The following is a 22,908-nucleotide window of genomic DNA, read 5'->3' on the forward strand; positions in this document are numbered from 1 at the left end:
TTGGAATACGACGACGAAGAGATCGAGGCCGCGCGGGTCCTGTTCCAGCGCCAGGCGACCTTCGTCATGGGGGCTGCCAAGATCGACCAGCTGCCCGAGCCGGACCTGCCCGAAATCGCCTTCGCCGGCCGGTCGAACGTGGGCAAGTCCAGCCTGATCAACGGGCTGGTGGGGATGCACAAGCTGGCCCGCGCCTCCAACGAGCCGGGCCGCACCCGTGAGGTCAATTTCTTCGATCTGGACGGCCAGTTGCGTCTGGTCGACCTGCCCGGCTACGGCTGGGCCAAGGCGTCCAGGACCACGGTGAAGAAGTTCCAGGACCTGGGTCGCGACTATCTGCGCGGCCGGGTGACGCTGAAGCGCGTCTATCTGCTGATCGACAGCCGCCACGGCCTGAAGTCTGTGGATACCGAGGCGCTCGACGCGCTGGACCTCGCCGCCGTCAGCTACCAGATCGTCCTGACCAAGGCCGACAAGCTCAAGAAGGGCGAGGGCGAAGCGGTGCGCGAGAAGACCCTCAAGGCCATCGCCAAACGCCCCGCCGCCTTCCCGGACGTGGCCCTGACCTCGGCCGAGAAGGGGCTCGGCATGCCCGAGCTGCGCGCCGAGATCATGCGCACCACCGGAACCGCGCCCTAGGACGCCGGGGACGGCTCGGCCGGCGCGTCCGGTCCGTATTCGATGAAGTGGGCCAGGCGCTCGAACTGGTCGCCCATGACCCCGTCGACGGCCTCGGCCATGGCGCCCAGGCCGGGGCCGCGCACCAGATAGCTCATCACCAACTGCAGGCCCGGACCGTCGTCGGACCAGCCGATCCCCCAGATCGCCCGTGTCGCCTTGCCCTTCAGCGGCCCGAGCGGCGCTTCAAGCATCACGCCCGAAGACGGATCGGCCCTCACCACCAGTCCGTGCTCGAAACGGCTTCCGTCCGTCAGGCGTTCGCAGAAGCAGCTGCGTTCCTGCAGCGGCAGGCTCAGATTGCGGGCGTCGCCGCTATAGGTGTGCGCCGGATTCCACCACTGGCCGACGTCGCCGATCGCGCCGTAGATGTCTTCCGGCGTGGTCTCCATGGCGACGGAATAGCGCAGGACGAAATGGTCGGCGTCCTGCTCGATCACCTCGGCCGGCGCGGCGGTGGCGAAGGCGGACATAGCGATTATCGCGACGGTGGCGAAGGCGGCGGCTTTCACGGACATGGCGGTTCCTCCCCGAATGGCCTGCGACACGACGCGCCGAACCGGGAGCCTCGTCAAGCCGGAGATCGATGTTACAACCATCCGGAACCCCGGAGACGCCCATGCCCGACACCGCCCATCCGCAACGCCCCGGCGACTGGACCCTGCTTCAGGATCACGTCACCCACGCTCTGTGGCAGCAGGATGAGGCCGACGCGGGCGGGCGCGTGATCAGCCGCTTCTGGGTGGTCAATCCGCCCGAGCAGCTGATGTTCGACACCTTCGACGAGGCTGAGGCGATGTTCGAACAGCTCGGTGAGTCCGGGGACTGACGCTCAGGCCTTGGTTGGGGCGGCCGCGAAGGTCAGGGGCGCGCCCCAGAACTGGCTGACCAGCTCCGACTGCGGCCCCGGCGTGCCGCTGGTCAGGAAGTCGCGGCGGCCCGACGATCCCAGCTCATAGTCCGGGTGGTGGGCGAAGTAGCGCTCCAGGGCGTCGGCCACGGCGGTCGGCTGGTGGATCAGGCTCGTGCCCGCCGGGAGGGCCTGGGCGAACAGTTCGGCGATGATCTCATAATGGGTGCAGCCCAGGATGGCGGTGTCCGGATGGCGGCCGATGCGACGGCGCAGGGCGTCGACATGCTCCTGGACCACCACCTTCAGCTCCTCGGTGGTGGCGCCCAGCTCGATCAGGCCCGCCAGCCCCGGGCAGGGCTCGGAGAAGACCGCCAGGTCCTCGCGCCGCTTGTCGATCTCGATCTCATAGACCCGGCTCATGGCCGTCGCGGCCGTCGAGAAGACGCCCAGGATGTCGATGGCCTCGATCTTGTCGTCCCTGGCTGACTTGTCGGATTCGTAGGTCCAGGGCAGGCCGGTCGCGGCCTCGATGGTCGGAACGATGATGCCCAGCACGTTCACCGGCCGGCCGTAGTGGGCCTTCAGCCCCGGGATCCAGGTCTGCTGCAGACGGCGCAGGGCCACGGCCGAGGCGGTGTTGCAGGCCAGGACGACCACGCTGGCGCCCGCGTCGAACAGGGTCGTGCAGCCCTCGCGGGTCAGTTCGACGATCTCCTCGCCGGTCTTGCCGCCGATCGCGCCGCGCGCCTGATCGGCGAAATAGACGAAGTCCCGCTCCGGGAACCGGGCCACGAGTTCACGGTGGACCGTCAGTCCGCCCACGCCGGAGTCAAATACGCCTATCGCCATGACGCGGGCTTTAGCCGGGATCGCGGGCGGTGGGAATGCGCGACGTGGCCGGGATTTCCAACAGCTCCGTGATCGGGCGATCCGGGTTACGCGACGTTCAGGTGACCGCCGCCGATCTTGCGCCTAAGGTTCGTCATCATGACCGCATTCGACCGGAGTTTTCGATGCATCGACGCCAGCTTCTCATCGCGGGCGGTAGCCTGATGGCCCTCTCTGCCTGCGCTTCCGTGCCCGGCACCGCTGACAGCATGGCGGGTGAATACGCCGCCGGCTCCAACCCGACCACGGTCGCCGACGAGGCCCGCATCGCACGCGCCGTCCTGCCGCAGACCGCGCCCAAGGCCGAGCTGTTGCAGCCCTGGACCGGCCCCTATGACGGCGTGCCGCCGTGGGACAAGGTGACCCCCGCCAAGCTGCGCGAGGCCCTGATGGAAGGCATCACCCTGAACCGGGCTGACGTCGAGGCCGTCGCTAACAACCCCGAGGCCCCGACCTTCGCCAACACCCTGGTGGCCATGGAGCTGATGGGCGCGCCGCTGGACCGGGTGTCGAACATCTACAGCGTCATGACCGGCAATATCGGCGGCGACGAATACGACGCCCTCGACACCGAGATGTCGCCGATCCTCTCGGCCTTCTTCGATGAGATCAGCTTCAACGACAAACTGTTCCAGCGCGTGAAGAGCGTCGCCGACAATGCCGACGCCATGGGTCTGAACGCCCAGCAGAAGCGTCTTGCCGTGCGCAGCCGCGACAGCTTCATCCGTTCGGGCGCCAATCTGGACGCCGCCGGCAAGACCGAGCTGGGCCGGATCAACACCGCCCTGTCCAACGCCTTCACCCGCTTCGGCCAGAAGGTCGTCGCCGACGAGAACGCCTGGACGGTGATCCCGACCGAGGCCGGGGTCGCGGGCCTGCCCGCCTCCAACAAGGCCGCCGCCGCCGCCGCCGCGCGCGCCAAGTCGATCCCGGGCTGGATCATCATGAACACCCGCTCCAGCGTCGATCCCTTCCTGACCTTCGCCGACAGCCGTCCGATGCGCGAGGCCGTCTGGCGGAAGTTCGTCAACCGCGGCGACAACGGCGACGCCAACGACACCAATGCGACCATCGCCGAGATCGTGAAGCTGCGCGACCAGCGCGCCAAGCTGCTGGGCTATCGCAACCACGCCGAACTGCGCATGCAGGACACCATGGCCAAGACCCCGGCGGCGGCGAAGTCGCTGATGGACCGCGTCTGGGCCCCGGCCCGCGAACGGGTCGCCGAGGAGGTCGCCGACATGAAGGCGATCGCCGGTTTCGACATCGAGCCCTGGGACTACCTCTACTTCGCCGAGAAGGTGCGTAAGGCCAAGTACGACCTCGATCAGAACGAGCTGAAGCCCTACTTCGAGCTCAACGCCGTCCGCGCGGGCTCCTTCTACATGGCCGAGCGCCTGTACGGCTTCCAGTTCAAGAAACTGCCCGCCGGGTCCGTTCCGGTGTTCGAGGAAAACGTCGTCACCTACGAGGTTCACGACAAGGCCACTGGTCGCCTGCTGGGCCTCTATTACACCGACGACTACGCCCGTCCGGGCAAGCGTTCCGGCGCCTGGATGACCACCTACCGGTCCTTCTCCCAGCTCGACGGCTCCAAGGTCATCCTGGCCTCGAACAACAACAACTTCACCAAGCCGGAACCCGGTCAGCCCGTCCTGCTCTCGCTCGACGACGCCGAGACCATGTTCCACGAGTTCGGCCACGCCCTGCACTATTTCAGCTCGGTGGTGACCTATCCCTCGTTCGGCAACACGCCGCGCGACTTCGTGGAATATCCGTCCCAGGTGCATGAGCACTGGGTCCTGACCCGCCCGATCCTCGACGGCTTCATGAAGCATGTGGAGACGGGCCAGCCCATGCCCCAGGCCCTGGTCGACAAGATCGACGCCTCGGAGACCTTCAACCAGGGCTATGCCACGGTCAGCTACCTGTCCTCGGCCATCGTCGACATGGACCTGCATACGCAGGAGACCCCGCCGACCGATATCGACGCCTTCGAGAAGGCCTCGCTGGCCCGCATCGGCATGCCAAAGGAGATCGTGATGCGGCACCGCCTGCCGCAGTTCAATCACCTCTTCACCTCGGACGCCTATTCGGCGGGCTATTACAGCTACCTCTGGTCCGAGACGATGGACGCCGACACCTGGGCCTATTTCGAGGAGTCGGGCGACGTCTTCAATCCGGACATCTCGGGCCGGTTCAAGTCGATCATGCTGGCGCCCGGCAACACCACCGACCGCGCCGACGCCTATCGTCAGTTCCGGGGCCGCGACGTCGACGTGTCGGCCCTGCTGAAAGTGCGCGGCTTCCCCGTGAGCTGATCGCGGCGATCGGAAACGAAGAAGGGCCGGCGGGACACCCGCCGGCCCCTTTCAATTCAGGCGAAGGCTTCAGGCCGAAAAGTTCGGAACCATGGCCAGGACGCGGCCCGAACGGCCCCGGGCGTACTCCTGACGCTGCTGGGCGGGCAGGGCGTCGCGCAGCTCGCGCGTCAGGGTCTGTCGGCACTGCAGGTTGGTGATGGTCGGGCGGCCCGAGCAGGTCGAGCGGGCCTGACGCTCGATCCGCTCGTCGAAACGGGCGGCGCCGTTGGCCGAGGACAGATCCAGATCGTCGATGCGGACGCGGACGTCATCGCTGCGGGGAGCGGGCGCGCGATCTTGTGCGAAGGCGGGGGCGGCGACGGTGAGGGCGGCGCAGGCGAGAAGGGCGGAGAGGGCGAACCGGGGCATGACCGATATCCTTGTTCGTCGCGGGGAGGGCGACGGCCGCCCCTCTAGGCCGCATCGGTGACAGTGCGACGCCCGCTTTGTGAGACTTTCCTCACGCTTTGCGGGCGCCGTTCTGACAGTCGTTCCGGGGACGAACAGCCCTTAACCTAGAGGTCGATCCGGGGCAGGCGGGCCCGGGCGTAGTCTTGCTGTGCGCCCTGGGGCAGTTGGCGCATCACCTCGGCGCGGACGGCGGCCTGGCACCAGACCCGGTCGCTGATACGGCTGCCGGGGCGACGGGCGCCGCGGCAGAGGTCGCGCGCGGCCTGATCGATGCGGAGGTCCAGGGCGTCGGCGCCCCGGACAGTGGAGAGGTTCAGGTCGGAGAAGGGGATGCGCGCCTCCCTTTCCGCGGCGAAGGCGGGGGCCCCGGTCCCCAGCAGGGCTGCGGCGAAGGCGGCGGCGGCCAGCAGGGAGGCGGAAAGGAAGGACGCGGTGGGGAACTCGGTCTTCATGGCGTGTCTCCTGAGGGTTCATCGCTCTTTCGGCGACCGCTGCGGTGTGGGCTTTCCATGTTTCGCGCGCGTGTGACGGTGATGGCGGGGATGTGGCGCCGCCTTAAATCGCGGACAGAAAAGGGCCCGGCGGATCGCTCCGACGGGCCCTTTGGACGCCACTGCTCTTCACCCGGCTTACAGGGTGATCGGCTGGCGGTTGGCGGCGTACTGGGCGCGCGCCTGGGCGGGCAGCTGGGCCACAGCCTCGGCGCGGACGGCAGCGGCGCAATGGGCGCTGTCTTTCAGGCGGCTGGCCGGGCGGGTGGCGTCCTTGCACATCGAGCGGCTGGCGTCGGCGATACGGGCGTCGAAGGCGGCGACGCCGGCGGCGGTCGAGAGATTCAGATCGCCGTAGGGAATGCGGGCGGTCTGGGCGGAGGCGGCGCCGGCGATTGCAGCGACGGCGAGGGCGGAAGCGAGGATCAGTTTCATCGGGGGCGGTTCCTGAGTGAGCGTCGCTCTTGTCGGCGACGAACCGTCTTCTGAACCCCTTCCGGAGCGGGACGCGGACCCTTCGGCGGCGACCGTGTGGCCAAGCTTTAATTCGAAGTCATGACATTGAAGTCATTACGTTTTTGTCAGGGTCTTTAATCGTCCGTCTACGGAAAACGGCGGCCCCGAAGGACCGCCGCTTCATCGTTTCGAACTGTCGTTCAAGCCGCTGTTTCAGGTGACTTTCTTGGCCACGGTGAAGCCCAGGACCAGGAAGACGGCGAAGACGATCAGAGCCAGAACCGCCAGGAATTTGGCGATGCCCGCCGCGGCGCCGGCGATGCCGCCGAAGCCGAGCAGCCCCGCCACGATGGCGATGACGGCGAAGATGAGAGCCCATTTCAACATGACGTGTTTCCCTTGCAGGTCTTTTCCTTGCAGGTCTGGGAAACGAGACAGAATGTCGCAGGTTCCTGCCGTCAGCCGCTGTTTCTCAACCCCGCCGCCACCCCGTTGATGGCCAGCAGGATGCCTTCGCGGACCAGCGGATCGTCGTCCCCCGCCCGACGCCGCCGGATCAGCTCGATCTGCACATGGTTCAGCGGCTCGACATAGGGCATGCGCAGCCGGATCAGCCGGTCCAGCTCGGGCTGGCCGCCCAGCAGGTCGGACTGGCCGGTGATGCTCAGGACGGCGTCCTTCGTCTTGTCCCACTCCTCCTTGATCGCGCCGTAGATGGTGGCGCCGAGGTTGGCGTCGGGGACCAGTCGGGCATAGCGGCGGGCGATGGTCATGTCGGCCTTGGCCATGATCATCTCCATGTTCTGGATCAGGGTGCGGAAGAAGGGCCATTCCTTGCCCATGGCCTGCAGCTCGGCCATGTCCATGCCTTGCACGGCGCTGCCGAACCCGAACCAGCCCGGCAGCATCACGCGGCTCTGCGACCAGCTGAACACCCACGGAATGGCTCGCAGGTCCTCAATGGCGGTCGAGGAGGTCCGCGAGGCCGGACGCGAGCCGATCTTCAGTTCGGCCAGTTCGGCGATGGGGGTCGCGGCGCGGAAATAGTCGACGAAGCCCTGGGTCTCATAGACCAGCGACCGATAGGCGGTCATCGAGGCCTGCGACAGCTTCGACGCCGTCGGCCCGTGGCGCGCGGTCAGTTCATCGTCCGGCGGCGGCGCCAGGGAGGCGATCAGCACCCCCGCTGTCAGGGCGTCGAGGTTCCTGCGCGCCACATCGGGCTCGCCGTATTTGTTGGCGATGACCTCGCCCTGTTCGGTGATGCGGATACGGCCATGGACGGTCCCTTGCGGCTGGCTGACCACCCCGGCGAAGCTCGATCCGCCGCCGCGCCCGACCGCCCCGCCCCGGCCGTGGAACAGCTGGAGCTTCAGCCCGGCGGCGTCGGTGACGTCCAGCAGGGCCCGCGACGCCTCGTGCAGCTCCCAGGTCGAGGTCAGGTAGGAGCCGTCCTTGTTGGAGTCGGAATAGCCGATCATGACCTCCTGCACCCCGCGCGCCTTGGCCACGGCGAGGGCGGACGGCTCCTTGAGCAGGCGCGACAGGGTCGGCTTGGCGGCCCTCAGGTCGTCGATGGTCTCGAACAGGGGCGCGGCCTGGATCGGGCATTCGCCGGGCGCCTCGGGCCGGTAGAGGCCGACCTCCTTGAGCAGCAGATAGACTTCCAGCAGGTCAGAGGCCGCGTCGGTCTTGGACACGATATGGGTCCGGATCGCCTGCGGTCCGTAGACGGACAGGGCCTTGGCCGCCGCCTCCAGAATGGCGCGCTCCTTCAGCGTCTCGTCCGTATAGGTGGCATAGGGGCTGAACAGCAGCCGGCCTGAGGCCAGTTCGCTTGAGAGCAGGGCGATGCGCCCCTCCTCGTCCAGCGCCGAATAGTCGGCCTCGACCCCGGAGACCTTGAACAGGTCGGCGACCACCCGCTCGTGCACATCGGAGTTCTGGCGCAGATCGAGCGTCGCCATGTGGAAGCCGAAGATGTCCACAGCGGTGATCAGCTGCGTCAGGCTGTCGTCGGCGAAGACCTGGCCATGGTTGGCCACCAGACTGTCGCGCAGCACCGCCAGTTCGGCGCGGAAGGCGTCGGGCCCGGCATAGGGCTCGGCCCCGAACCGGGCCGCGCGCGGGGCCGGGGTCCCGGTGATGCTCTGGTGGGTCGCCGCCAGCCGGGCGTAAATCTCGGTCAGGGCGCGGCGATAGGGCTCATCGGCGCGGTGCGGGCTGTCGTCCTCCGACGCCCCAGACAGGGCCGCCATCTCGGGCGAGACATGGGCGAGCGAACCCGACAGGCTGAGCTCGGCGCCCAGGTCGTTCACCTCTTCGAGGTAGTAGCGCAGCACCGCTCGTGAGGCCGTGGCCAGGGCCGCCGTCAGGGTCTTGCCGTCGACATTGGGATTGCCGTCGCGGTCGCCGCCGACCCAGGCCCCGATGCGGGTGAAGGGATTGAGATCGGGCGCATCCAGCGCCTTCCTCCACTCCTGCAGCTGTTCCGGCGCGACCCTCAGGAAGATGCGGTCGAGGAAGGAGACGACGGTGTCGATCTCGTCCTGCACCACCAGTCCGGTGGTCCGCACCAGCCGCGTGGCCCACAGGATCACTGTCTGACGCCGCAGCCCCCGGTCCAGCACGTCCGTCGCGCAGTTCAGGTCGTCCTTGTCGCAGGCGTCCAGAAGGTCCGAGACCGCTGCGATCCGGTCGATGACGCTCTTGCGCCGCACCTCCGAGGGGTGGGCCGTCAGGACCGGCGAGATCAGGCCGTCGTTCAACAGGTCGCGCGCATCCGCCGCCGTCTTGCCTGCCGCGGCCAGCCGGGCCATGGCCCCTTCGAGCGTATCCTGCCGAGCGCCTTCCGCCGTCTGGGTCCGGGCGCGGCGCTTGCCGGCCCGGTCCTCGGCGACATTGGCCAGAAGCGAGAAAACCGCGAAGCCGTGCGCCAGCCCGACCGCCTGCTCCAGCGACAGCTCCGACAACAGCCGCTCCAGGCGCCCGGCCGGGTGAGAGCCCGGGTCGCGGTGATAGGCGACCGAGGCCTGCCGCACCGCCTCGATCCGGTCGTAGAGTTCCTGCCCGCCCTCGTCGCGAATGACCTCGCCGAGCACCGCGCCCAGTTTGCGAACCTCCTCGCGCAGACGATCGTCGGCGACAGGAGCGGAAGAAGTCGGCATGGCGTGTCTCTGTGCAGGGGGAGCTGCGGGTGAAAGCGGGACCGTATCAGGGGTTTCCCGTCTGACCATCCCGCACCCTAACGCTGAAACGGATTGTGCGGTCCGCCAGCGAACGCGCAATTCCCCGCAAGAGTCGACAAACGGCCCACTTTCCCTCATAAGCCGCCGCTTCCGACGCAATTGAACCTGCGTCTCCACCTGCACGTCCCCGGTTTCGACCGGACGAGGCAGGCGAGAAACCTCTGCCGACGTGATCGTCGCCAGAGGCCGTTTCGCTATGGGGACCGGTTCAGGCGTGGAAATCACGGCTCCCGCCAATCCCGGCGAGGCTGACGAGGTAGTGAATGTTCGAGGCTCTGAACGAGCGGCTGACAGGCGTTTTCGACCGGATCACCGGCCGCGGCGCCCTGTCTGAAAAGGATGTCGCCGAGGCGATGCGCGAAGTGCGCGTGGCCCTGCTGGAGGCCGACGTCGCCCTGCCGGTGGTCAAGGACTTCATCGCCTTCGCCACCGAACGCGCCACGGGCGAAGAGGTCATCCGCTCGGTCAAGCCGGCCGACCAGGTGGTCAAGATCGTCTATGACGGCCTGATCGAGATGCTGGGCGGCGAGGAGCCGGTCGGCCTCAACACCAACGCCACGCCCCCCGCCGTCGTCCTGATGGCCGGCCTGCAGGGCTCGGGCAAGACGACGACCTCCGCCAAGCTGGCGCTGCGACTGACGAAGTTCGATCGCAAGAAGGTCATGATGGCCTCGCTGGACACCCGTCGCCCGGCGGCGATGGAACAGCTGGCCACCCTCGGCAAGCAGATCGAGGTCGCCACCCTGCCGATCGTGGCGGGCGAGAGCGCGGTCCAGATCACCAAACGCGCCCTGACGTCGGCCAAGCTGCAGGGCTTCGACGTCCTGATCCTCGACACCGCCGGCCGCATCACCCTCGACGAGGGTCTGATGGCCGAGGTCGCCGAGGTCGCGGCCATCGCCAATCCCGTCGAGACCCTGCTGGTCGCCGACAGCCTGACCGGTCAGGACGCCGTCCGCACCGCCAAGGCCTTCCACGAACGCCTGCCCCTGACGGGTCTGGTCCTGACCCGCGCCGATGGCGACGGTCGCGGCGGCGCCATGCTGTCGATGCGCGCCGTGACCGGCCTGCCGATCAAATACATGGGCTCGGGCGAGAAGGTCGATGCGCTGGACGTCTTTGACGCCCGCCGCGTCGCCGGCCGCATCCTGGGTCAGGGCGATATCGTCGCCCTGGTCGAAAAGGCGTCCCAGGAACTCGACCAGGCCAAGGCCGAGAAGATGGCCCGCAAACTGGCCAAGGGTCAGTTCGACCTCGACGACCTGGCGGCCCAGTTCCAGCAGATGAAGAAGATGGGCGGTCTTCAGGGCATCATGGGCATGCTGCCCGGCGTGGCCAAGATGAAGAACCAGATGGCCGACGCCAACATCGACGACAAGGCGATCGCGCGTCAGGAAGCCATCATCTCCTCGATGACCAGGGCCGAGCGCAAGAAGCCCGACCTGCTCAACGCCAGCCGCAAGAAGCGCGTCGCCGCCGGCGCCGGCGTCGAGGTCCAGGACATCAACCGCCTGCTCAAACAGCACCGTCAGATGGCCGACATGGTCAAGTCGATGGCCAAGGGCGGTCCGCGCAAGATGCAGCAGATGGCCGCCATGCTGGGCGGTCTCGGCGGCGGCGGCGGCGGTATGGGCGGCATGCCCGGCGGCCCCGATCTCAACCGTTTGAAGGCCATGGGCGGGGGCAAGATGCCCGAACCCTCGGCCGACGAAATGAAAGCCATCCAGGACCGCCTCGCGGGTCTGGGCGGCGGACAACTTCCGGGAGGCCTGCCCGGCCTGCCGGGCTTCCCACCCAAGAAATAAGACTACAGATTAAAGAAAGAGACTGAAAATGCTGAAGATTCGTCTGGCCCGCGGTGGCGCCAAGAAGCGCCCCTACTACTACATCGTCGTCGCCGACTCGCACGCTCCCCGGGACGGCAAGTTCCTGGAACGCGTCGGCAGCTACAACCCGATGCTGCCCAAGGACGGCGCCCAGCCGCGCGTCACCCTGAAGGCCGACCGCATCTCGGAATGGCTCGGCAAGGGCGCCCAGCCGACCGACCGCGTCGCGCGCTTCATCTCGCAGAGCACCGACGAAGCCCTGGTCGGCAAGGTCAAGTGGACCCAGTCGAACAACCCGAACAAGGGCACCCCGGGCAAGAAGGCCCAGGAGCGTACGGCTGAACGCGCCCAGCGCGAAGCCGACCGCGCCGAGGCTGAAGCCGCCGCCAAGGCCGAGGCCGCTGAAGCCGCCGCCCGCGCCAAGGAAGAAGCCGCCGCCGCCGCCGCTGCTCCGGCCCCGGCCGCTGAAGAAGCCCCGGCTGAAGAGGCTCCGGCCGCTGAAGCCGAAGGCTCCGCCGAGGTCAGCGTCGAGGAAGCTCCGGCCGAAGGCGCCGCCGAAGAAACCACCGAGGGCTAAACCCCTTGCCGCTGACCCGGCGAAAGCCGGGTCCAGCTGGAGAAAGGCAGTGTCCGGTATCCGGGCGCTGCCTTTCTGCTATCTGGCGAGACACGGATCGAACGGAGCGGCCGCGATGGCGCAGAACGACGCAAAACTCATCCTCGTCGGCCATGTCGCCGGGGGCTTCGGGGTGAAGGGCGAGGTGCGGATCACCGCCTATACCGCTGATCCCCTGGCCCTGACCGCCTATGGCCCGCTGCTGCGCGCCGACGGCTCCCACGCCCTGACGGTCACCGGGACCCGCGCCACCAAGGACGGCGTCGTCGGACGGGCCAAGGAGATCGCCACCAAGGAACAGGCCGACACCCTGCGCAATCTGAAGCTCTACGTTCCCCGCGACCGCTTCCCCGAGCCGGAGGAGGACGAGTTCTACCTCGCCGACCTCGTCGGCCTTGAGGCTCGTGACCCGGAAGGCGTGGTCCTCGGCAAGGTCAAGGCGGTCCAGAATTTCGGCGCCGACGACATGCTGGAGATCGCCCCCGCGGCCGGCGGCCAGACCTGGTATCTGCCCTTCACGAAAGAGGCCGCGCCCGAGCTGCACATCGCCGACGGCTGGCTCCTTGCCGTCCGTCCGGTCGAGACCGGCGAGCGCGAACCGGACTGACTGATCCCGGCTTGCGGTCAAGCTGACCGCTCCCGACATAGGGGCTCGCCACACGAGGGAGCACCATGGCCGATCTGTCCGCCTTTGCGATCACCAACCAGTACCCGGCCAAGGACCCGACGGTCCTGCAGTACTACGGCCTGCCCACGCCCAACGGCGTGAAGGTCTCCATCATGCTGGAGGAACTGGGCATCCCCTATGAGGTCCACCTGGTGGACATCATGAAGAACGAGAGCTGGACCCCCGACTACCTGTCGCTCAATCCGAACGGCAAGATCCCGGCCATCCTCGATCCAGACGGCCCGGGCGGAAAGCCGCTCGCCCTGTGGGAATCCGGCGCCATCCTTATCTATCTGGCCGAGAAGACCGGCCGCTTCCTGCCCGCCGACCCCGCCCTGCGCTACCAGACCATCCAGTGGCTGATGTGGCAGATGGGCGGTCTGGGCCCGATGTTTGGCCAGCTCGGCTTCTTCCATAAGTTCGCCGGCAAGGACTACGAGGACAAGCGTCCGCGCGACCGCTACGCCGCCGAATCCAAACGCCTGCTGGGCGTGCTGGAGAGCCGCCTTGAAGGCCGCGACTGGATCATGGGCGACGACTACACCATCGCCGACATCTCCATGATCGGCTGGGTCCGCAACCTGATCGGCTTCTATGAGGCCGCCGAGATCGTCGACTACGCCAGCCTGAAGAATGTGCCGCTCTGGCTGGAACGGGCGCTGGCCCGTCCCGCCGTGCAGCGCGGCCTCACGATCCCCGCTCGGGGCTGATCAGGACGACATGGCCGGGGTGGCATTCCGCCTCGGCCATGGCGTGTCTCAGGGCGGTGCGGCGGTCCGTGAAGATCCCGCTGAACAGCCGGTCGCTGGACCGGAGCCGCCAGCGCGGCCCGTCGGGCAGGACCTCTATCACCGCCGGCGGCGTCTGAAGGGCGAGAGCCATCAGTGCGGCCTGTCGTTGTTCAGCGCGTCGGCCTGTTTCTGCAGCGACCTGGCGATCCGCTCGGCCGCACGGCGGCTGCGGAAGGGCCGGGTGCAGGCGTCGTTCAGCACGACGCTCCAGCCGCCCGCCCGGGCGACGACCTCATAATGACGCGGCTTCACGGCGTGCGGCCGGGTCTCCGAAATGACCCCCGACATCATTTGACGGCCCTCCGTCGCGTTTCGGGAAACGCTGAGCCAGAGCGTGGCGCGGCCCCAAAGGCGGCGCCCAGAACGGTCAGGGCCGCTCGCCAGCTGCTCCATGGGTAAGGCTCCGGCGAGGTGGATTTCGTGCGCGACATGGGAGGATGTCCTTTCGCGCGGAGTTCACTCCCGCACCCCGTAAGGGCGCCATTCTGAAAGCGGGATCGCGCATAAGGCGGGCGTAAGGGCGCAACGAAAAAGGCCCCGCGGGCGAACCGCGGGGCCTCTGTCTGTCACACCGTGGGGCGGACTATTCGATCTCGACGGTTTCCGCGTCGGGCACGTGCTTCTTGATCGACTCGATCGCCCGCTTGGCGCCCGACTTGTCGGAATAGCCCTCGGTCGAGAAGATGACCTCGGAGTTGAATTTGAACCGGACGCGGAACTCGCCGGCCTTGTCCTTGTAGACTTCGAACTTGTGCGCCACGGGGCGTCTCCTTGATTTCACGGCCCTGTCGGGCCGCGCCAAGCTGGAGCGGATGGGATCAGGGCGTCAATCGCGAACTGTCGGCCGCCGCACACAGGCGCGTGAGTTACAATTGGCCCCTGCGTCGGATCAGAGGATGTACCGGCTCAGGTCGGCGTTCTTCGCCAGGTCGCCGACCTTTTCGCGCACCTGTTCGCCATCGAAGGTCAGGGTCTGGCCGGACAGGTCCGAGGCCTTGAAGGAGGTCTCCTCCAGCACCCGTTCGATGACGGTGACCAGACGCCGCGCGCCGATGTTCTCGACTTGGCCGTTGGCGGCGACCGCCGCATCCGCCATGGCCTCGATGGCGTCGGGGGTGAAGGTCAGGGTCACCTCCTCCGTGGCCAGCAGGGCCTGGTTCTGACGGATCAGATTGGCCTCGGGCTCGGTCAGGATGCGCACGAAGTCGTCGCGCGTCAGGGCCTTCAGCTCGACCCGGATCGGCAGCCGCCCCTGCAGCTCGGGCAACAGGTCGCTGGGCTTGGCCACGTGGAAGGCGCCCGAGGCGATGAACAGCACATGGTCGGTCTTCACCGGCCCGTATTTGGTCGAGACGGTGGTCCCCTCGATCAGGGGCAGAAGGTCGCGCTGAACGCCTTCGCGCGACACATCGGCGCCGCCCCGGTCTTGCCGCCCCGCCACCTTGTCGATCTCGTCGAGGAAGACGATCCCCTCCTGTTCGGCCAGGGTCACGGCGTCACGGGTCAGACTGTCCTGATCCAGCAGCTTGTCGCTCTCCTCGGTGATAAGGGGCGTCAGGGCCTCCTTGACCGTCGTGTGGACCGACTTGGTGCGCGGCCCGCCCATCTTGCCGAGCATCTCCGACAGATTGATCATCCCCACGCCCCCGGCGCCGCCCATGTCCATCCCCTGCAGGGGCGAGGCCGTGTCGGCCAGGTCGAGTGTGATCTCCTTGTCGTCCATCTCGCCGGCGCGGAGCTTCTTCCTGAAGCTGTCGCGCGTCGCCGGACCCGAGCCGGGGCCGACCAGGGCGTCGAGGATCCGCTCCTCGGCCGCCGCTTCGGCCTTGGCCCGCACGTCGGCGCGGCGCGTGTCGCGCACCATGATCAGGGCCGCCTCGACCAGGTCGCGCATGATCTGGTCGACGTCGCGGCCGACATAGCCGACCTCGGTGAATTTGGTCGCCTCGACCTTCAGGAAGGGGCTGCCCGACAGCCGGGCCAGACGTCGGGCGATCTCGGTCTTGCCGACCCCCGTCGGGCCGATCATCAGGATGTTCTTGGGCGTCACCTCGTCGCGCAGATCGGCGGGCACGCGTTTGCGTCGCCAGCGGTTGCGCAGGGCGACGGCGACGGCGCGCTTGGCGTCGTGCTGGCCGACGATGAAGCGGTCGAGTTCGGAAACGATTTCGCGGGGGGACAGATCGGTCATGCCGCTCAGATAGGGCGTCGGTTCAGCTTGCGGGAGGGGGTTGCGTCGTCGCAGGCGGCGGATTGGGCAGCAGCTGTGCGAAGGCCAGCTTCCAGCCTTCCGGCCGCTTCTGCCACAGGTGGACATACCAGCCGGTCCGCTCGGCGCCGTCGCGGCTCCAGCTTGCCGCCCCATAGTCCCAGACCAGATCGCCGCCCTGGGATGCTCCGCCGCCGGTCGGCGCCGTGAGGTCGAAGGTCGCAGGCCAGCCGTCCAGCGCGGCGGCATAGGCAGGGGCTCCGATCGCCGGCGGCAGGGGCGCGACATAGAGGCGGCCGTCGTCGGCCAGCACGGCCAGATGCGCGGCCTTCTGATCGGTCGCGGCGGCGACGGCGAGTTTGGCCTCCTCGGCGCGGACCTCGGCCATGGCGGCGTCCGGGGAAGCCGAGCCGACGGGCGCGACGGGCAGCTGCATCGGCTCCGTGTCGGCGCCCGGGACGTTCGCCGCCGTCGCGCCTGTCCCGCCGTCATAGACCCACTTCCAGTCGCCATCCGACTGGCGCTTCCAGATGGTGAAATAGTGCCCCGTGCGGCGTCCGCCGACCTCGACCCCGCCGGTGGTGAAGCCCAGGTCGCCGGACCGTGCGATCCCGGCCCAGTTGGGCCACCAGACCAGCGAGGGCGACGCCGGATCGAAGACGGCCTTCGGGTCGAGGATCTCGTGGGCGATCTTCGGCCCGCCGCCGGCGATCATCACCGCCTCGGGCGCGGACCATTTCAGGAAGGAGGCGTCGACCCCGGTGGCCAGACCGTCGGCCGCGAAGGCGCGTTCAGCCGCGATGACGGGGGCGGGATCAGCCGTCTGGGCCAGCGACGGCCTCGCGGCGATGACGGCCAGAAAGGCGAGATATCGGATCATGCGCGGTCTCCAGACCCGCATTGATCGCCGATCGGCGCGCGCCGACCAGTGAATTCCGCGACAGGTTTAGAGCAGGGCCGCGAAGATCAGGGCGACGACGATGACGTCGAAGGCGCGGAAGGCGGAGCTGACGGCGAGGGACATGGGCGCGGACCGCGGGATCGGGACAGATGTCCGTCCTCACTGCAAACCGCGCGCCAGATTTCGGTTCCGCGCCTCAGATGTCGGTGCGCTTGGTCGTCCCGACCTGAGGGCGGCGGTCCTTCTCGCCCGTATATTCCGCGCCGAGGTAGGCGGAGCGGGCCTTGTCCATGACCGGCGGGCCGCCCTTGATGCCGTTTCTCTGGCCGCCCTGACCCAGCATCTGGGCCGCGAACCCGGCCGCAGCGGCCTGGGCCTCGGTCATCGCCGCTTTGGACGCGGCAGGGCCTGCCGGGTCATGGTGAACGGGCTTGCCGACCGGGACCAGATCGCGCGAGGCGCTTTCTTTCTTCGCTCGCCGATCCGCCGAGCGGCGCTCCTGGCCGCGCCGGTCCTCGTTGCTGGTCCGCGTCACCGCGGGGGTGATCGCGCCACCCCCGACGCCGCTGACGGGCCCGACAGGAGGCACGCGACCGCTCATTCGCCCTTGCCGCCCTTGGAGGCCTTTGGCGGGGTGGAGATGCGTTCGATCTGGGCGCGCATCTCGTCCATCTGGCGGCGCATCTCGGCCAGAGGGTCGTTGGCGGCTTCCGGGGCTGCCTCGGGAGCCTCCTTCGGCGCGTCCGGCTCGGTCCGCGCGCCATAGGCGCCGCCGAAGGCCGGGAACATCTTCATGGCGTTCTGGAAGATGGCCATGTTCTGTTTGACCGCCTCTTCCATCAGCGTGCCCGTGGAGCCGCCGCCGAAGGCCTTGGCCATCTGGGCGCGATATTGCTCCTGTTGGCGGGAGAAATTCTCGAGCGACATCTCCAGATAGGACGGCAGGACGCCCTGCATCTGGCCGCCGTAGAAGCCGATGAGCTGGCGCAGGAACTGGACGGGCAGCAGGGCCTCGCCACGGCTCTCTTCCTCGAAGATGATCTGGGTCAGGATCTGACGCGTCAGCTCCTCATTGGTCTTGGCGTCGAACACCACGAACTCGACCCCGTCCCGGACCATCTTGGCCAGGTCCTCGAGCGTCACATAGGCGCTGGTCGAGGTGTTGTAGAGGCGGCGATTCGCATACTTCTTGATGACGACAACGTCGCCCGCCCTGGTCTTCCCCGTCTGGGGTTTATCGTCGGCCACGCCAATCAACTCCCTTTATCTTTTCCTCAGTATCCCGCAGTGCGAAGACGGACGCCAGTGCAATATTTGGCGCCGCACAAGGCGGGAATACTCAGGCAAGACAGAGTGTTAGGCCATCTGGGGCGCGAGGACGACGCCCAACAGCACCGCCACCCAGTGCACCCCGGCCCCGGCGACGACGAAGCCGTGCCAGATCGCACGCCGGTATTTCAGGCGCGGGCTGATGAAGACGAAGACCCCGGCGGTATAGATCAGCCCGCCCAGGACCAGCAGGCCCAGCGCCACCGGATGCACCGTCTCGAGCATGGGTTTGAGGGCCAGGACGGCCAGCCAGCCGAACAGGACATAGACCCCGCTCCAGAAGGCGTCGGAGATGCGCGGGGCGACCAGCTTGGTGGCGACGCCGGCGCCGGCGATCAGCCAGACCGCCAGGGTGAAGCCGATGGACCACATCCCCTCGAACCTCTGGGTCGTGAAGGGGGTGTAGGAACCGGCGATCATCAGGAAGATGGCCGCCTCGTCCATCCGCCGCAACACGGGGCGAGCCGCGCAGGGATTGGTCCAGTTGTAGATGGTTGAGACCGACAGCATGGCGATCAGACAGACCGCATAGACGGCCGTGGCGATGATCGTTCCGGGGCCACCGTAGACGGCCGCCAGTCCCGCCAGGACGATGCCGCCGACGCCCGCGAGAGACAGGCCCGTCACATGCACCCAGAGGTCCGCCAGGCGCTCGGCCCGGGTCTGGTAGTGGTCGATCATGTCCAGCGCGTCAGGCGTGCAGACATGGGTAAACACGGATCGCAAACGCATCTTCATGGCCCCATCAAGCCCACGACCGTTCGGTTCGTTCCCTCCATCTGGACGCGACACGATGACCATCCGCTGAATCCGGCGTATGGGGCGTGACGAAAGCGCCGGGATGCGGCAGAAACGCCACGCAATATTTCCGCAGTGAGTGAATAACCATGGCCTCCGCTGTCTCTGACGTCGTCATCGTCTCCGCCGCCCGCACCCCCGTCGGGTCCTTCCTCGGCGGCCTGTCGAGCCTGCCGGCCTCTAAGCTGGGCGAGATCGCCATCAAGGCGGCGCTGGAGCGGGCGGGCGTCGCGGGCGCCGAGGTCGACGAGGTCATCCTGGGTCATGTGCTTCAGGCCGCCGCCGGTCAGGGTCCGGCCCGTCAGGCCTCGATGGGCGCCGGCGTCCCGAAGGAAGTCCCGGCGTGGAGCCTGAACCAGATCTGCGGCTCGGGCCTGCGCGCCGTCGCCATCGGCGCCCAGCAGATCGCGCTCGGCGACGCGAAGATCATCGTCGCCGGCGGTCAGGAGAGCATGAGCCAGGCGCCGCACGCCCAGCACCTGCGCACCGGCCAGAAGATGGGCGACATCGCCCTGGTCGACACCATGATCAAGGATGGCCTGTGGGACGCCTTCAACGGCTATCACATGGGCCAGACGGCCGAGAACATCGCCGCCGAGGGCCACATCAGCCGCGAGGCCCAGGACGCCTTCGCCGTCGCCTCCCAGAACAAGGCCGAGGCCGCCCAGAAGGCCGGCAAGTTCGCCGACGAGATCGTCCCGGTCGTCATCCCGGGCCGCAAGGGCGACACCGTCGTCGATCAGGACGAGTACATCCGCCACGGCGCGACCCTGGAGGCCATGGAGAAGCTGAAGCCGGCCTTCACCAAGGACGGCACGGTCACCGCCGCCAACGCCTCGGGCCTGAACGACGGCGCCGCCGCCCTGGTGCTGATGTCGGCCGAGGATGCGAAGGCGCGGGGCCTTGAGCCTCTGGCCCGCATCGCCTCCTGGGCCACCGCCGGCGTCGATCCGGCCGTCATGGGCACGGGTCCGATCCCGGCCTCGAAGAAGGCGCTGGAGAAGGCCGGCTGGACCGTCGCGGACCTCGATCTGGTCGAGTCCAACGAGGCCTTCGCCGCCCAGTCGCTGTGCGTGCTCAAGGAGCTCGGTCTCGATGCGGCCAAGGTCAACGTCAACGGCGGCGCCATCGCCATCGGCCACCCGATCGGCGCTTCCGGCGCCCGCATCCTGACCACCCTGCTGTTCGAGATGAAGCGCCGGGACGCCAAGAAGGGCCTCGCCACCCTCTGCATCGGCGGCGGCATGGGCGTGGCCCTGTGCGTGGAGCGCGCCTGATCGCGAAGCTCTGCCGCCTCTGAGACGGCGGACCGCCCTAGAAGTCCAGATCGGCGTAGTGCGGGGCCGGGGCCAGGCCCTGGAACCGGTCCGCCAGCAGCGGCCGGAAGCAGGGGCGTGACTTGAGGCGCATGTACCAGGTCTTGAGCAGCGGATAGGACTTCCAGGCCACCTCGCCGAAGTAGTCCAGCACCGAGACGTGAGCGGCGGCGACCAGATCGGCCTGGCTCATGCGGCGGCCGGCCAGCCAGTCGCGCTCGCCCAGCAGGCCTTCCAGCATGACCAGATGCTCGCGCAGGGCGCCGCGGCCCTCGCGCAGGCCTTGCGCCTCGGGCGGGCCGAGGCGGAGCAGGGGCTTCTCCATCCGCTCGTGCAGCAGGACGGCGTTGACCTCGTCGGTGAAGCGGCGGTCGAACCAGGTGGTCAGGCGGCGCACCTCGGCGCGCTCGGCCGGATCGGCGGGCATCAGGAGCGGCGTCTTCTGCTGGTCCTCGACCCAGCCCATGATGGCGTTGGCCTCGCACAGGGTCAGGGGGCGGCCCTGATGGCTGGTCTGCAGCACAGGCGGCATGCCGGATGGATTGAGGTCGCGCACGGGGCAGTCGGCCTCCCACGGACGCACCGCGGTCTCCTCGACTGCGATCCGGGCCTCGCCCAGCGCCAGCCGGGCGGAGCGCGAGCCGGGGTCGAAGGGGAAATGGAACAGTACGGCCGTCATGCGCGACTCCATGCCCCCCTCGCTCTTAACGGGCCGTTTACCGCGGTCGGTTCAGCCGCCCTCTATGACCAAGGTCCTGTGTTCGGGACGGTCTGGCCGCCCTCGACCGGCGTCTCAACCGCCGGGCCGACCTGAGGTTCCGCCGGGCGGATCCCGGCCGGGTCGGCGTGGATCAGGATGTCGCTGTCGGGCAGGACGGCGCGGATGCGGGCCTCCGCCGCCTCGACGATGGCGTGGGCGGCCTCCAGCGTCAGGTGCGGGTCCATGTCGACATGCATCTGGACCATCAGGGTCGAGCCGGCCATGCGGGTGCGCAGGGCGTGGACGCCGGTGATGCGGGGATCGGCGAGGACGGCGGCGGTCACAGCCTGCTGCTCCGCTTCGCCGGCGGACTTGTCCAGCAGGTGATCGGACGCGTCCCTGAGCAGGCCGAAGGCGCCCCAGAAGAGCCAGATGGCGACCACCAGGCCGGCGGCGGCGTCGAGGCCCGGGGCGCGCAGCCAGGCCCCCGAGACCACGCCGATGAGGACGACGGCGTTGGCGGCGAGGTCGGCGGCGTAGTGGCTGCGGTCGCCGGCGACGGCCAGCGACCCGGTCTGCTTGAGCGCCTTGTCCTGCATCCAGATCAGGCCGGCGGTCAGGGCGATGGAGACGACGATGACGGCGACGGCCCAGCCTCCGGCGGCGACCGGGCGGGGGTCGACCATGCGCTGCAGCGCCTCCCAGCCGATGAAGACGGCCGAGGCGAAGACCAGACCGGCCTGGACCAGGGCGGCCATGGCCTCGCCCTTGCCGTGACCGTAGCGGTGCTCCTCGTCCGGCGGGGCGGCGGCCCAGCGCACGGCGTAGAAGGTGGCGAGCGAGGCGATCAGGTCCAGCACCGAGTCGGTCAGGGAGGCCAGGATCGACACTGATCCCGAGGCGCCCAGGGCGAAGGCCTTGAGCGCGATCAGGGCCACGGCGACCCCGACCGAAAGGCGGGTGATCCGGCGGGTGATCGCCGCCTTGTCCACAGTTGACTGGGGCGTGACGCCGTCCGTGTCGCTCATCCCGCCTTGTCGCCGATCAGGCCGCGCAAATCCAGAGCGGGCTTATGTTTCAGCAAGCTTGGCCTTATTGCCCCGGTCACGAAATGGCCGCATGGTGAGCGCTGCATTCATCCACAGGCAGGACGTGGATCGCGTATGGCAGGGGTTGGGGCCCAGACTGAACGCTGGATCGGCCGGGGCGAGGCCCTGGAGCGGCTGGGGGTCAAGACCCAGACGCTGTACGCCTATGTCAGCCGCGGCCGGATCGCGGCCCGCCCGGATCCCGACAACCCGCGCCGCAGCCAGTATGACGCCGGGGACATCGCCCGGCTGAGCGCGCCGCTCGCCCCCGGCCAGACCCCGCCGCCCTTCGTGCCCTTCGAGCACGCCCCGGCGCGGGGCGAGGCCCTGATCCGGTCGTCCCTGAGCCTGGTGTCCGACGGGCGGCTCTTCTACCGCGGTCAGGACGCCATCGCCCTGTCGCAGACGGCGACGGTGGAGGACGCGGCCCGGCTGCTGTGGGACGCGCGCGAGCACAACCCCTTCGCCGGGCTGGGCCCCCGGCTGGACAGCGCCGGCGGGGTCACGGCCCGGACCCGGCTGTTCGCGTCCCTGGCCCGCCGCGCCGAGGAGGACGCCTCCACCGCCGGCAAGACGCCCGAGCAGGTCAAGGCCCAGGCCGCCTCGGTGCTCAATGAGGTGGTCGACGCCATCGCCGGGCCCGGCCCGCGCCTGTTCTTCCACCAGCGGCTGGGGCGCGGCTGGAAGGTGCTGGAGCGCGACAGCGTCATCATCCGGCAGGCCCTGGTCCTGATCATGGACCACGCCATGAACCCGGCCGTCATCGCCACCCGGGCGGCGGCGGGCGGCGGCGCCTCTCCGGCGGGGGCGGCGCTCGCGGGTCTGGCCACCTTCACCGCCTCGCCCAAGGCCTTCGAACTGGCCCGGACCATCGCCTGGGTTATCGAGGCGCGGCGCGATCCGCGCGGGGCGGCGGAGCGGCGCATGGCGACCGATGGTCGCGTCCCCGGCTTCGGCGACCCCGCCTGGCCCGAGGGCGACCCTCGCGCCGAGGCCCTGCTGGACGCCGCCCAGCTGCCCGCCGATCTGGCCGCCATCGTCCGCGAAGGCGAGGCGGCGTCGGGCGTGAAGGCCAATGTGGGTCTGGCTTTGGCCCTTGTCGCCCGCCGGCTGGATCTGCCCCGCGACGGCGCTTCGGACATGCTCCTGATCGGCCGTCTGGTCGGACTTCTGGGTCATGCGCTGGATCAGGCCACGGACGGCTCGCCTATCGCCGCCCGACTGCGCTATGTGGGTCCCAGACCCGGCGCCTGAACAGGCTCTCCCACCCGGGCATTGG

Annotated in this window: 26 protein-coding genes; 9 read left to right on the forward strand and 17 right to left on the reverse strand. The window is 68.5% G+C overall.

What is annotated here, in order from left to right; genetic code table 11:
* The gene (gene yihA, locus AC1ROD_RS12250; protein ID WP_492948543.1) at nucleotides 1-639 is read left to right on the forward strand and encodes a ribosome biogenesis GTP-binding protein YihA/YsxC; all 639 of its coding nucleotides are present in this window, start codon (nucleotides 1-3) and stop codon (nucleotides 637-639) included.
* Here the strand turns inward: yihA and AC1ROD_RS12255 are convergent.
* Nucleotides 636-1,196 (reverse strand): hypothetical protein, encoded by a 561-nt coding sequence (locus tag AC1ROD_RS12255; protein ID WP_492948544.1) that lies wholly within the window; start codon nucleotides 1,194-1,196, stop codon nucleotides 636-638. The two genes, yihA and AC1ROD_RS12255, sit on opposite strands and share 4 nt — an antisense overlap.
* 101 nt (nucleotides 1,197-1,297) lie before the next feature.
* On the opposite strand from AC1ROD_RS12255, the gene AC1ROD_RS12260 reads away from it, so the two are divergent.
* Complete coding sequence (locus AC1ROD_RS12260; protein WP_492948545.1) at nucleotides 1,298-1,507, forward strand: hypothetical protein; 210 nt, start codon at nucleotides 1,298-1,300, stop codon at nucleotides 1,505-1,507.
* Nucleotides 1,508-1,510: 3 nt separating this feature from the next.
* On the opposite strand, the gene AC1ROD_RS12265 is transcribed toward AC1ROD_RS12260, so the two are convergent.
* Nucleotides 1,511-2,380: a glutamate racemase gene (locus AC1ROD_RS12265; protein WP_492948546.1), complete on the reverse strand. Its 870-nt coding sequence runs from the start codon at nucleotides 2,378-2,380 to the stop codon at nucleotides 1,511-1,513.
* 164 nt (nucleotides 2,381-2,544) lie between these two features.
* Between AC1ROD_RS12265 and AC1ROD_RS12270 the strand changes: the two genes are divergently transcribed.
* On the forward strand, nucleotides 2,545-4,740 hold the full coding sequence (locus AC1ROD_RS12270) for a M3 family metallopeptidase (RefSeq protein WP_492948547.1): 2,196 nt from the start codon (nucleotides 2,545-2,547) through the stop codon (nucleotides 4,738-4,740).
* A 69-nt stretch (nucleotides 4,741-4,809) separates the two neighbouring features.
* On the opposite strand, the gene AC1ROD_RS12275 is transcribed toward AC1ROD_RS12270, so the two are convergent.
* From AC1ROD_RS12275 to ppc, 5 genes are all read right to left on the reverse strand, one after another.
* Nucleotides 4,810-5,151, reverse strand: coding sequence for a UrcA family protein (locus AC1ROD_RS12275; protein WP_492948548.1), 342 nt, complete (start codon nucleotides 5,149-5,151; stop codon nucleotides 4,810-4,812).
* A gap of 146 nt (nucleotides 5,152-5,297) precedes the next feature.
* Nucleotides 5,298-5,645, reverse strand: a complete 348-nt coding sequence (locus tag AC1ROD_RS12280; protein WP_492948549.1) for a UrcA family protein — start codon at nucleotides 5,643-5,645, stop codon at nucleotides 5,298-5,300.
* A gap of 177 nt (nucleotides 5,646-5,822) precedes the next feature.
* Nucleotides 5,823-6,119 carry a UrcA family protein gene (locus AC1ROD_RS12285; RefSeq protein ID WP_492948550.1) on the reverse strand — a complete coding sequence of 99 codons (297 nt, stop codon included), beginning with the start codon at nucleotides 6,117-6,119 and terminating at the stop codon, nucleotides 5,823-5,825.
* Nucleotides 6,120-6,353: 234 nt separating this feature from the next.
* On the reverse strand, nucleotides 6,354-6,527 hold the full coding sequence (locus AC1ROD_RS12290) for a DUF1328 family protein (protein WP_207870306.1): 174 nt from the start codon (nucleotides 6,525-6,527) through the stop codon (nucleotides 6,354-6,356).
* Nucleotides 6,528-6,598: 71 nt separating this feature from the next.
* A complete protein-coding gene (gene ppc / locus AC1ROD_RS12295) occupies nucleotides 6,599-9,307 on the reverse strand; it encodes a phosphoenolpyruvate carboxylase (protein WP_492948551.1) in 2,709 nt (902 codons plus the stop codon).
* 344 nt (nucleotides 9,308-9,651) lie between these two features.
* On the opposite strand from ppc, the gene ffh reads away from it, so the two are divergent.
* The 4 genes from ffh to AC1ROD_RS12315 all read left to right on the forward strand — a co-directional run bounded on the left by ffh (nucleotide 9,652) and on the right by AC1ROD_RS12315 (nucleotide 13,207).
* Complete coding sequence (ffh, locus tag AC1ROD_RS12300; protein WP_492948552.1) at nucleotides 9,652-11,193, forward strand: signal recognition particle protein; 1,542 nt, start codon at nucleotides 9,652-9,654, stop codon at nucleotides 11,191-11,193.
* Nucleotides 11,194-11,221: 28 nt separating this feature from the next.
* Complete coding sequence (rpsP, locus tag AC1ROD_RS12305; protein ID WP_492948553.1) at nucleotides 11,222-11,791, forward strand: 30S ribosomal protein S16; 570 nt, start codon at nucleotides 11,222-11,224, stop codon at nucleotides 11,789-11,791.
* Between the two features lie 115 nt (nucleotides 11,792-11,906).
* Nucleotides 11,907-12,437 (forward strand): ribosome maturation factor RimM, encoded by a 531-nt coding sequence (rimM, locus tag AC1ROD_RS12310; protein WP_492948554.1) that lies wholly within the window; start codon nucleotides 11,907-11,909, stop codon nucleotides 12,435-12,437.
* A gap of 65 nt (nucleotides 12,438-12,502) precedes the next feature.
* The gene (locus AC1ROD_RS12315; RefSeq protein ID WP_492948555.1) at nucleotides 12,503-13,207 is read left to right on the forward strand and encodes a glutathione S-transferase N-terminal domain-containing protein; all 705 of its coding nucleotides are present in this window, start codon (nucleotides 12,503-12,505) and stop codon (nucleotides 13,205-13,207) included.
* Here AC1ROD_RS12315 and AC1ROD_RS12320 read toward each other — a convergent pair.
* The 8 genes from AC1ROD_RS12320 to trhA all read right to left on the reverse strand — a co-directional run bounded on the left by AC1ROD_RS12320 (nucleotide 13,185) and on the right by trhA (nucleotide 18,459).
* On the reverse strand, nucleotides 13,185-13,379 hold the full coding sequence (locus AC1ROD_RS12320) for a hypothetical protein (protein WP_492948556.1): 195 nt from the start codon (nucleotides 13,377-13,379) through the stop codon (nucleotides 13,185-13,187). The genes AC1ROD_RS12315 and AC1ROD_RS12320 overlap by 23 nt on opposite strands.
* Nucleotides 13,379-13,579 carry a hypothetical protein gene (locus AC1ROD_RS12325; RefSeq protein ID WP_492948557.1) on the reverse strand — a complete coding sequence of 67 codons (201 nt, stop codon included), beginning with the start codon at nucleotides 13,577-13,579 and terminating at the stop codon, nucleotides 13,379-13,381. Before AC1ROD_RS12325 ends, AC1ROD_RS12320 begins: the two co-directional genes overlap by 1 nt.
* Before the next feature lie 292 nt (nucleotides 13,580-13,871).
* A complete protein-coding gene (locus AC1ROD_RS12330) occupies nucleotides 13,872-14,048 on the reverse strand; it encodes a YegP family protein (protein WP_492948558.1) in 177 nt (58 codons plus the stop codon).
* Between the two features lie 129 nt (nucleotides 14,049-14,177).
* Complete coding sequence (gene hslU / locus AC1ROD_RS12335; protein ID WP_492948559.1) at nucleotides 14,178-15,479, reverse strand: ATP-dependent protease ATPase subunit HslU; 1,302 nt, start codon at nucleotides 15,477-15,479, stop codon at nucleotides 14,178-14,180.
* Nucleotides 15,480-15,501: 22 nt separating this feature from the next.
* Nucleotides 15,502-16,377, reverse strand: a complete 876-nt coding sequence (locus AC1ROD_RS12340; RefSeq protein ID WP_492948560.1) for a DUF4440 domain-containing protein — start codon at nucleotides 16,375-16,377, stop codon at nucleotides 15,502-15,504.
* A gap of 217 nt (nucleotides 16,378-16,594) precedes the next feature.
* A complete protein-coding gene (locus tag AC1ROD_RS12345; protein ID WP_492948561.1) occupies nucleotides 16,595-16,987 on the reverse strand; it encodes a hypothetical protein in 393 nt (130 codons plus the stop codon).
* A gap of 8 nt (nucleotides 16,988-16,995) precedes the next feature.
* Nucleotides 16,996-17,646: a polyhydroxyalkanoate synthesis repressor PhaR gene (gene phaR / locus AC1ROD_RS12350; protein WP_492948562.1), complete on the reverse strand. Its 651-nt coding sequence runs from the start codon at nucleotides 17,644-17,646 to the stop codon at nucleotides 16,996-16,998.
* A gap of 108 nt (nucleotides 17,647-17,754) precedes the next feature.
* The gene (gene trhA, locus AC1ROD_RS12355) at nucleotides 17,755-18,459 is read right to left on the reverse strand and encodes a PAQR family membrane homeostasis protein TrhA (protein ID WP_492948563.1); all 705 of its coding nucleotides are present in this window, start codon (nucleotides 18,457-18,459) and stop codon (nucleotides 17,755-17,757) included.
* A 155-nt stretch (nucleotides 18,460-18,614) separates the two neighbouring features.
* On the opposite strand from trhA, the gene AC1ROD_RS12360 reads away from it, so the two are divergent.
* Nucleotides 18,615-19,802, forward strand: coding sequence for an acetyl-CoA C-acetyltransferase (locus AC1ROD_RS12360; RefSeq protein WP_492948564.1), 1,188 nt, complete (start codon nucleotides 18,615-18,617; stop codon nucleotides 19,800-19,802).
* 37 nt (nucleotides 19,803-19,839) lie between these two features.
* On the opposite strand, the gene fzlA is transcribed toward AC1ROD_RS12360, so the two are convergent.
* Entirely contained in the window at nucleotides 19,840-20,520 is a 681-nt protein-coding gene (fzlA, locus tag AC1ROD_RS12365) for an FtsZ-binding protein FzlA (RefSeq protein ID WP_492948565.1), read from the reverse strand.
* Between the two features lie 62 nt (nucleotides 20,521-20,582).
* The gene (locus tag AC1ROD_RS12370; RefSeq protein WP_492948566.1) at nucleotides 20,583-21,569 is read right to left on the reverse strand and encodes a cation diffusion facilitator family transporter; all 987 of its coding nucleotides are present in this window, start codon (nucleotides 21,567-21,569) and stop codon (nucleotides 20,583-20,585) included.
* A gap of 135 nt (nucleotides 21,570-21,704) precedes the next feature.
* On the opposite strand from AC1ROD_RS12370, the gene AC1ROD_RS12375 reads away from it, so the two are divergent.
* On the forward strand, nucleotides 21,705-22,883 hold the full coding sequence (locus AC1ROD_RS12375; protein ID WP_492948567.1) for a citrate/2-methylcitrate synthase: 1,179 nt from the start codon (nucleotides 21,705-21,707) through the stop codon (nucleotides 22,881-22,883).
* Nucleotides 22,884-22,908: the final 25 nt, after the last annotated feature.

It is taken from the genome of Brevundimonas sp. GW821-FHT12E07 (assembly GCF_058807035.1).

Coding starts and splice junctions, on each gene's coding strand:
- hslU (WP_492948559.1), bottom strand. CDS start 15,479: ATGACCGATCTGTCCCCCCGCGAAATCGTTTCCGAACTCGACCGCTTC.
- rimM (WP_492948554.1), top strand. CDS start 11,907: ATGGCGCAGAACGACGCAAAACTCATCCTCGTCGGCCATGTCGCCGGG.
- AC1ROD_RS12325 (WP_492948557.1), bottom strand. CDS start 13,579: ATGATGTCGGGGGTCATTTCGGAGACCCGGCCGCACGCCGTGAAGCCG.
- fzlA (WP_492948565.1), bottom strand. CDS start 20,520: ATGACGGCCGTACTGTTCCATTTCCCCTTCGACCCCGGCTCGCGCTCC.
- AC1ROD_RS12290 (WP_207870306.1), bottom strand. CDS start 6,527: ATGTTGAAATGGGCTCTCATCTTCGCCGTCATCGCCATCGTGGCGGGG.
- AC1ROD_RS12265 (WP_492948546.1), bottom strand. CDS start 2,380: ATGGCGATAGGCGTATTTGACTCCGGCGTGGGCGGACTGACGGTCCAC.
- AC1ROD_RS12370 (WP_492948566.1), bottom strand. CDS start 21,569: ATGAGCGACACGGACGGCGTCACGCCCCAGTCAACTGTGGACAAGGCG.
- AC1ROD_RS12280 (WP_492948549.1), bottom strand. CDS start 5,645: ATGAAGACCGAGTTCCCCACCGCGTCCTTCCTTTCCGCCTCCCTGCTG.
- AC1ROD_RS12285 (WP_492948550.1), bottom strand. CDS start 6,119: ATGAAACTGATCCTCGCTTCCGCCCTCGCCGTCGCTGCAATCGCCGGC.
- AC1ROD_RS12375 (WP_492948567.1), top strand. CDS start 21,705: ATGGCAGGGGTTGGGGCCCAGACTGAACGCTGGATCGGCCGGGGCGAG.
- trhA (WP_492948563.1), bottom strand. CDS start 18,459: ATGCGTTTGCGATCCGTGTTTACCCATGTCTGCACGCCTGACGCGCTG.
- AC1ROD_RS12260 (WP_492948545.1), top strand. CDS start 1,298: ATGCCCGACACCGCCCATCCGCAACGCCCCGGCGACTGGACCCTGCTT.
- ffh (WP_492948552.1), top strand. CDS start 9,652: ATGTTCGAGGCTCTGAACGAGCGGCTGACAGGCGTTTTCGACCGGATC.
- AC1ROD_RS12275 (WP_492948548.1), bottom strand. CDS start 5,151: ATGCCCCGGTTCGCCCTCTCCGCCCTTCTCGCCTGCGCCGCCCTCACC.
- AC1ROD_RS12360 (WP_492948564.1), top strand. CDS start 18,615: ATGGCCTCCGCTGTCTCTGACGTCGTCATCGTCTCCGCCGCCCGCACC.
- AC1ROD_RS12270 (WP_492948547.1), top strand. CDS start 2,545: ATGCATCGACGCCAGCTTCTCATCGCGGGCGGTAGCCTGATGGCCCTC.
- AC1ROD_RS12320 (WP_492948556.1), bottom strand. CDS start 13,379: ATGGCTCTCGCCCTTCAGACGCCGCCGGCGGTGATAGAGGTCCTGCCC.
- AC1ROD_RS12255 (WP_492948544.1), bottom strand. CDS start 1,196: ATGTCCGTGAAAGCCGCCGCCTTCGCCACCGTCGCGATAATCGCTATG.
- AC1ROD_RS12340 (WP_492948560.1), bottom strand. CDS start 16,377: ATGATCCGATATCTCGCCTTTCTGGCCGTCATCGCCGCGAGGCCGTCG.
- AC1ROD_RS12315 (WP_492948555.1), top strand. CDS start 12,503: ATGGCCGATCTGTCCGCCTTTGCGATCACCAACCAGTACCCGGCCAAG.
- ppc (WP_492948551.1), bottom strand. CDS start 9,307: ATGCCGACTTCTTCCGCTCCTGTCGCCGACGATCGTCTGCGCGAGGAG.
- rpsP (WP_492948553.1), top strand. CDS start 11,222: ATGCTGAAGATTCGTCTGGCCCGCGGTGGCGCCAAGAAGCGCCCCTAC.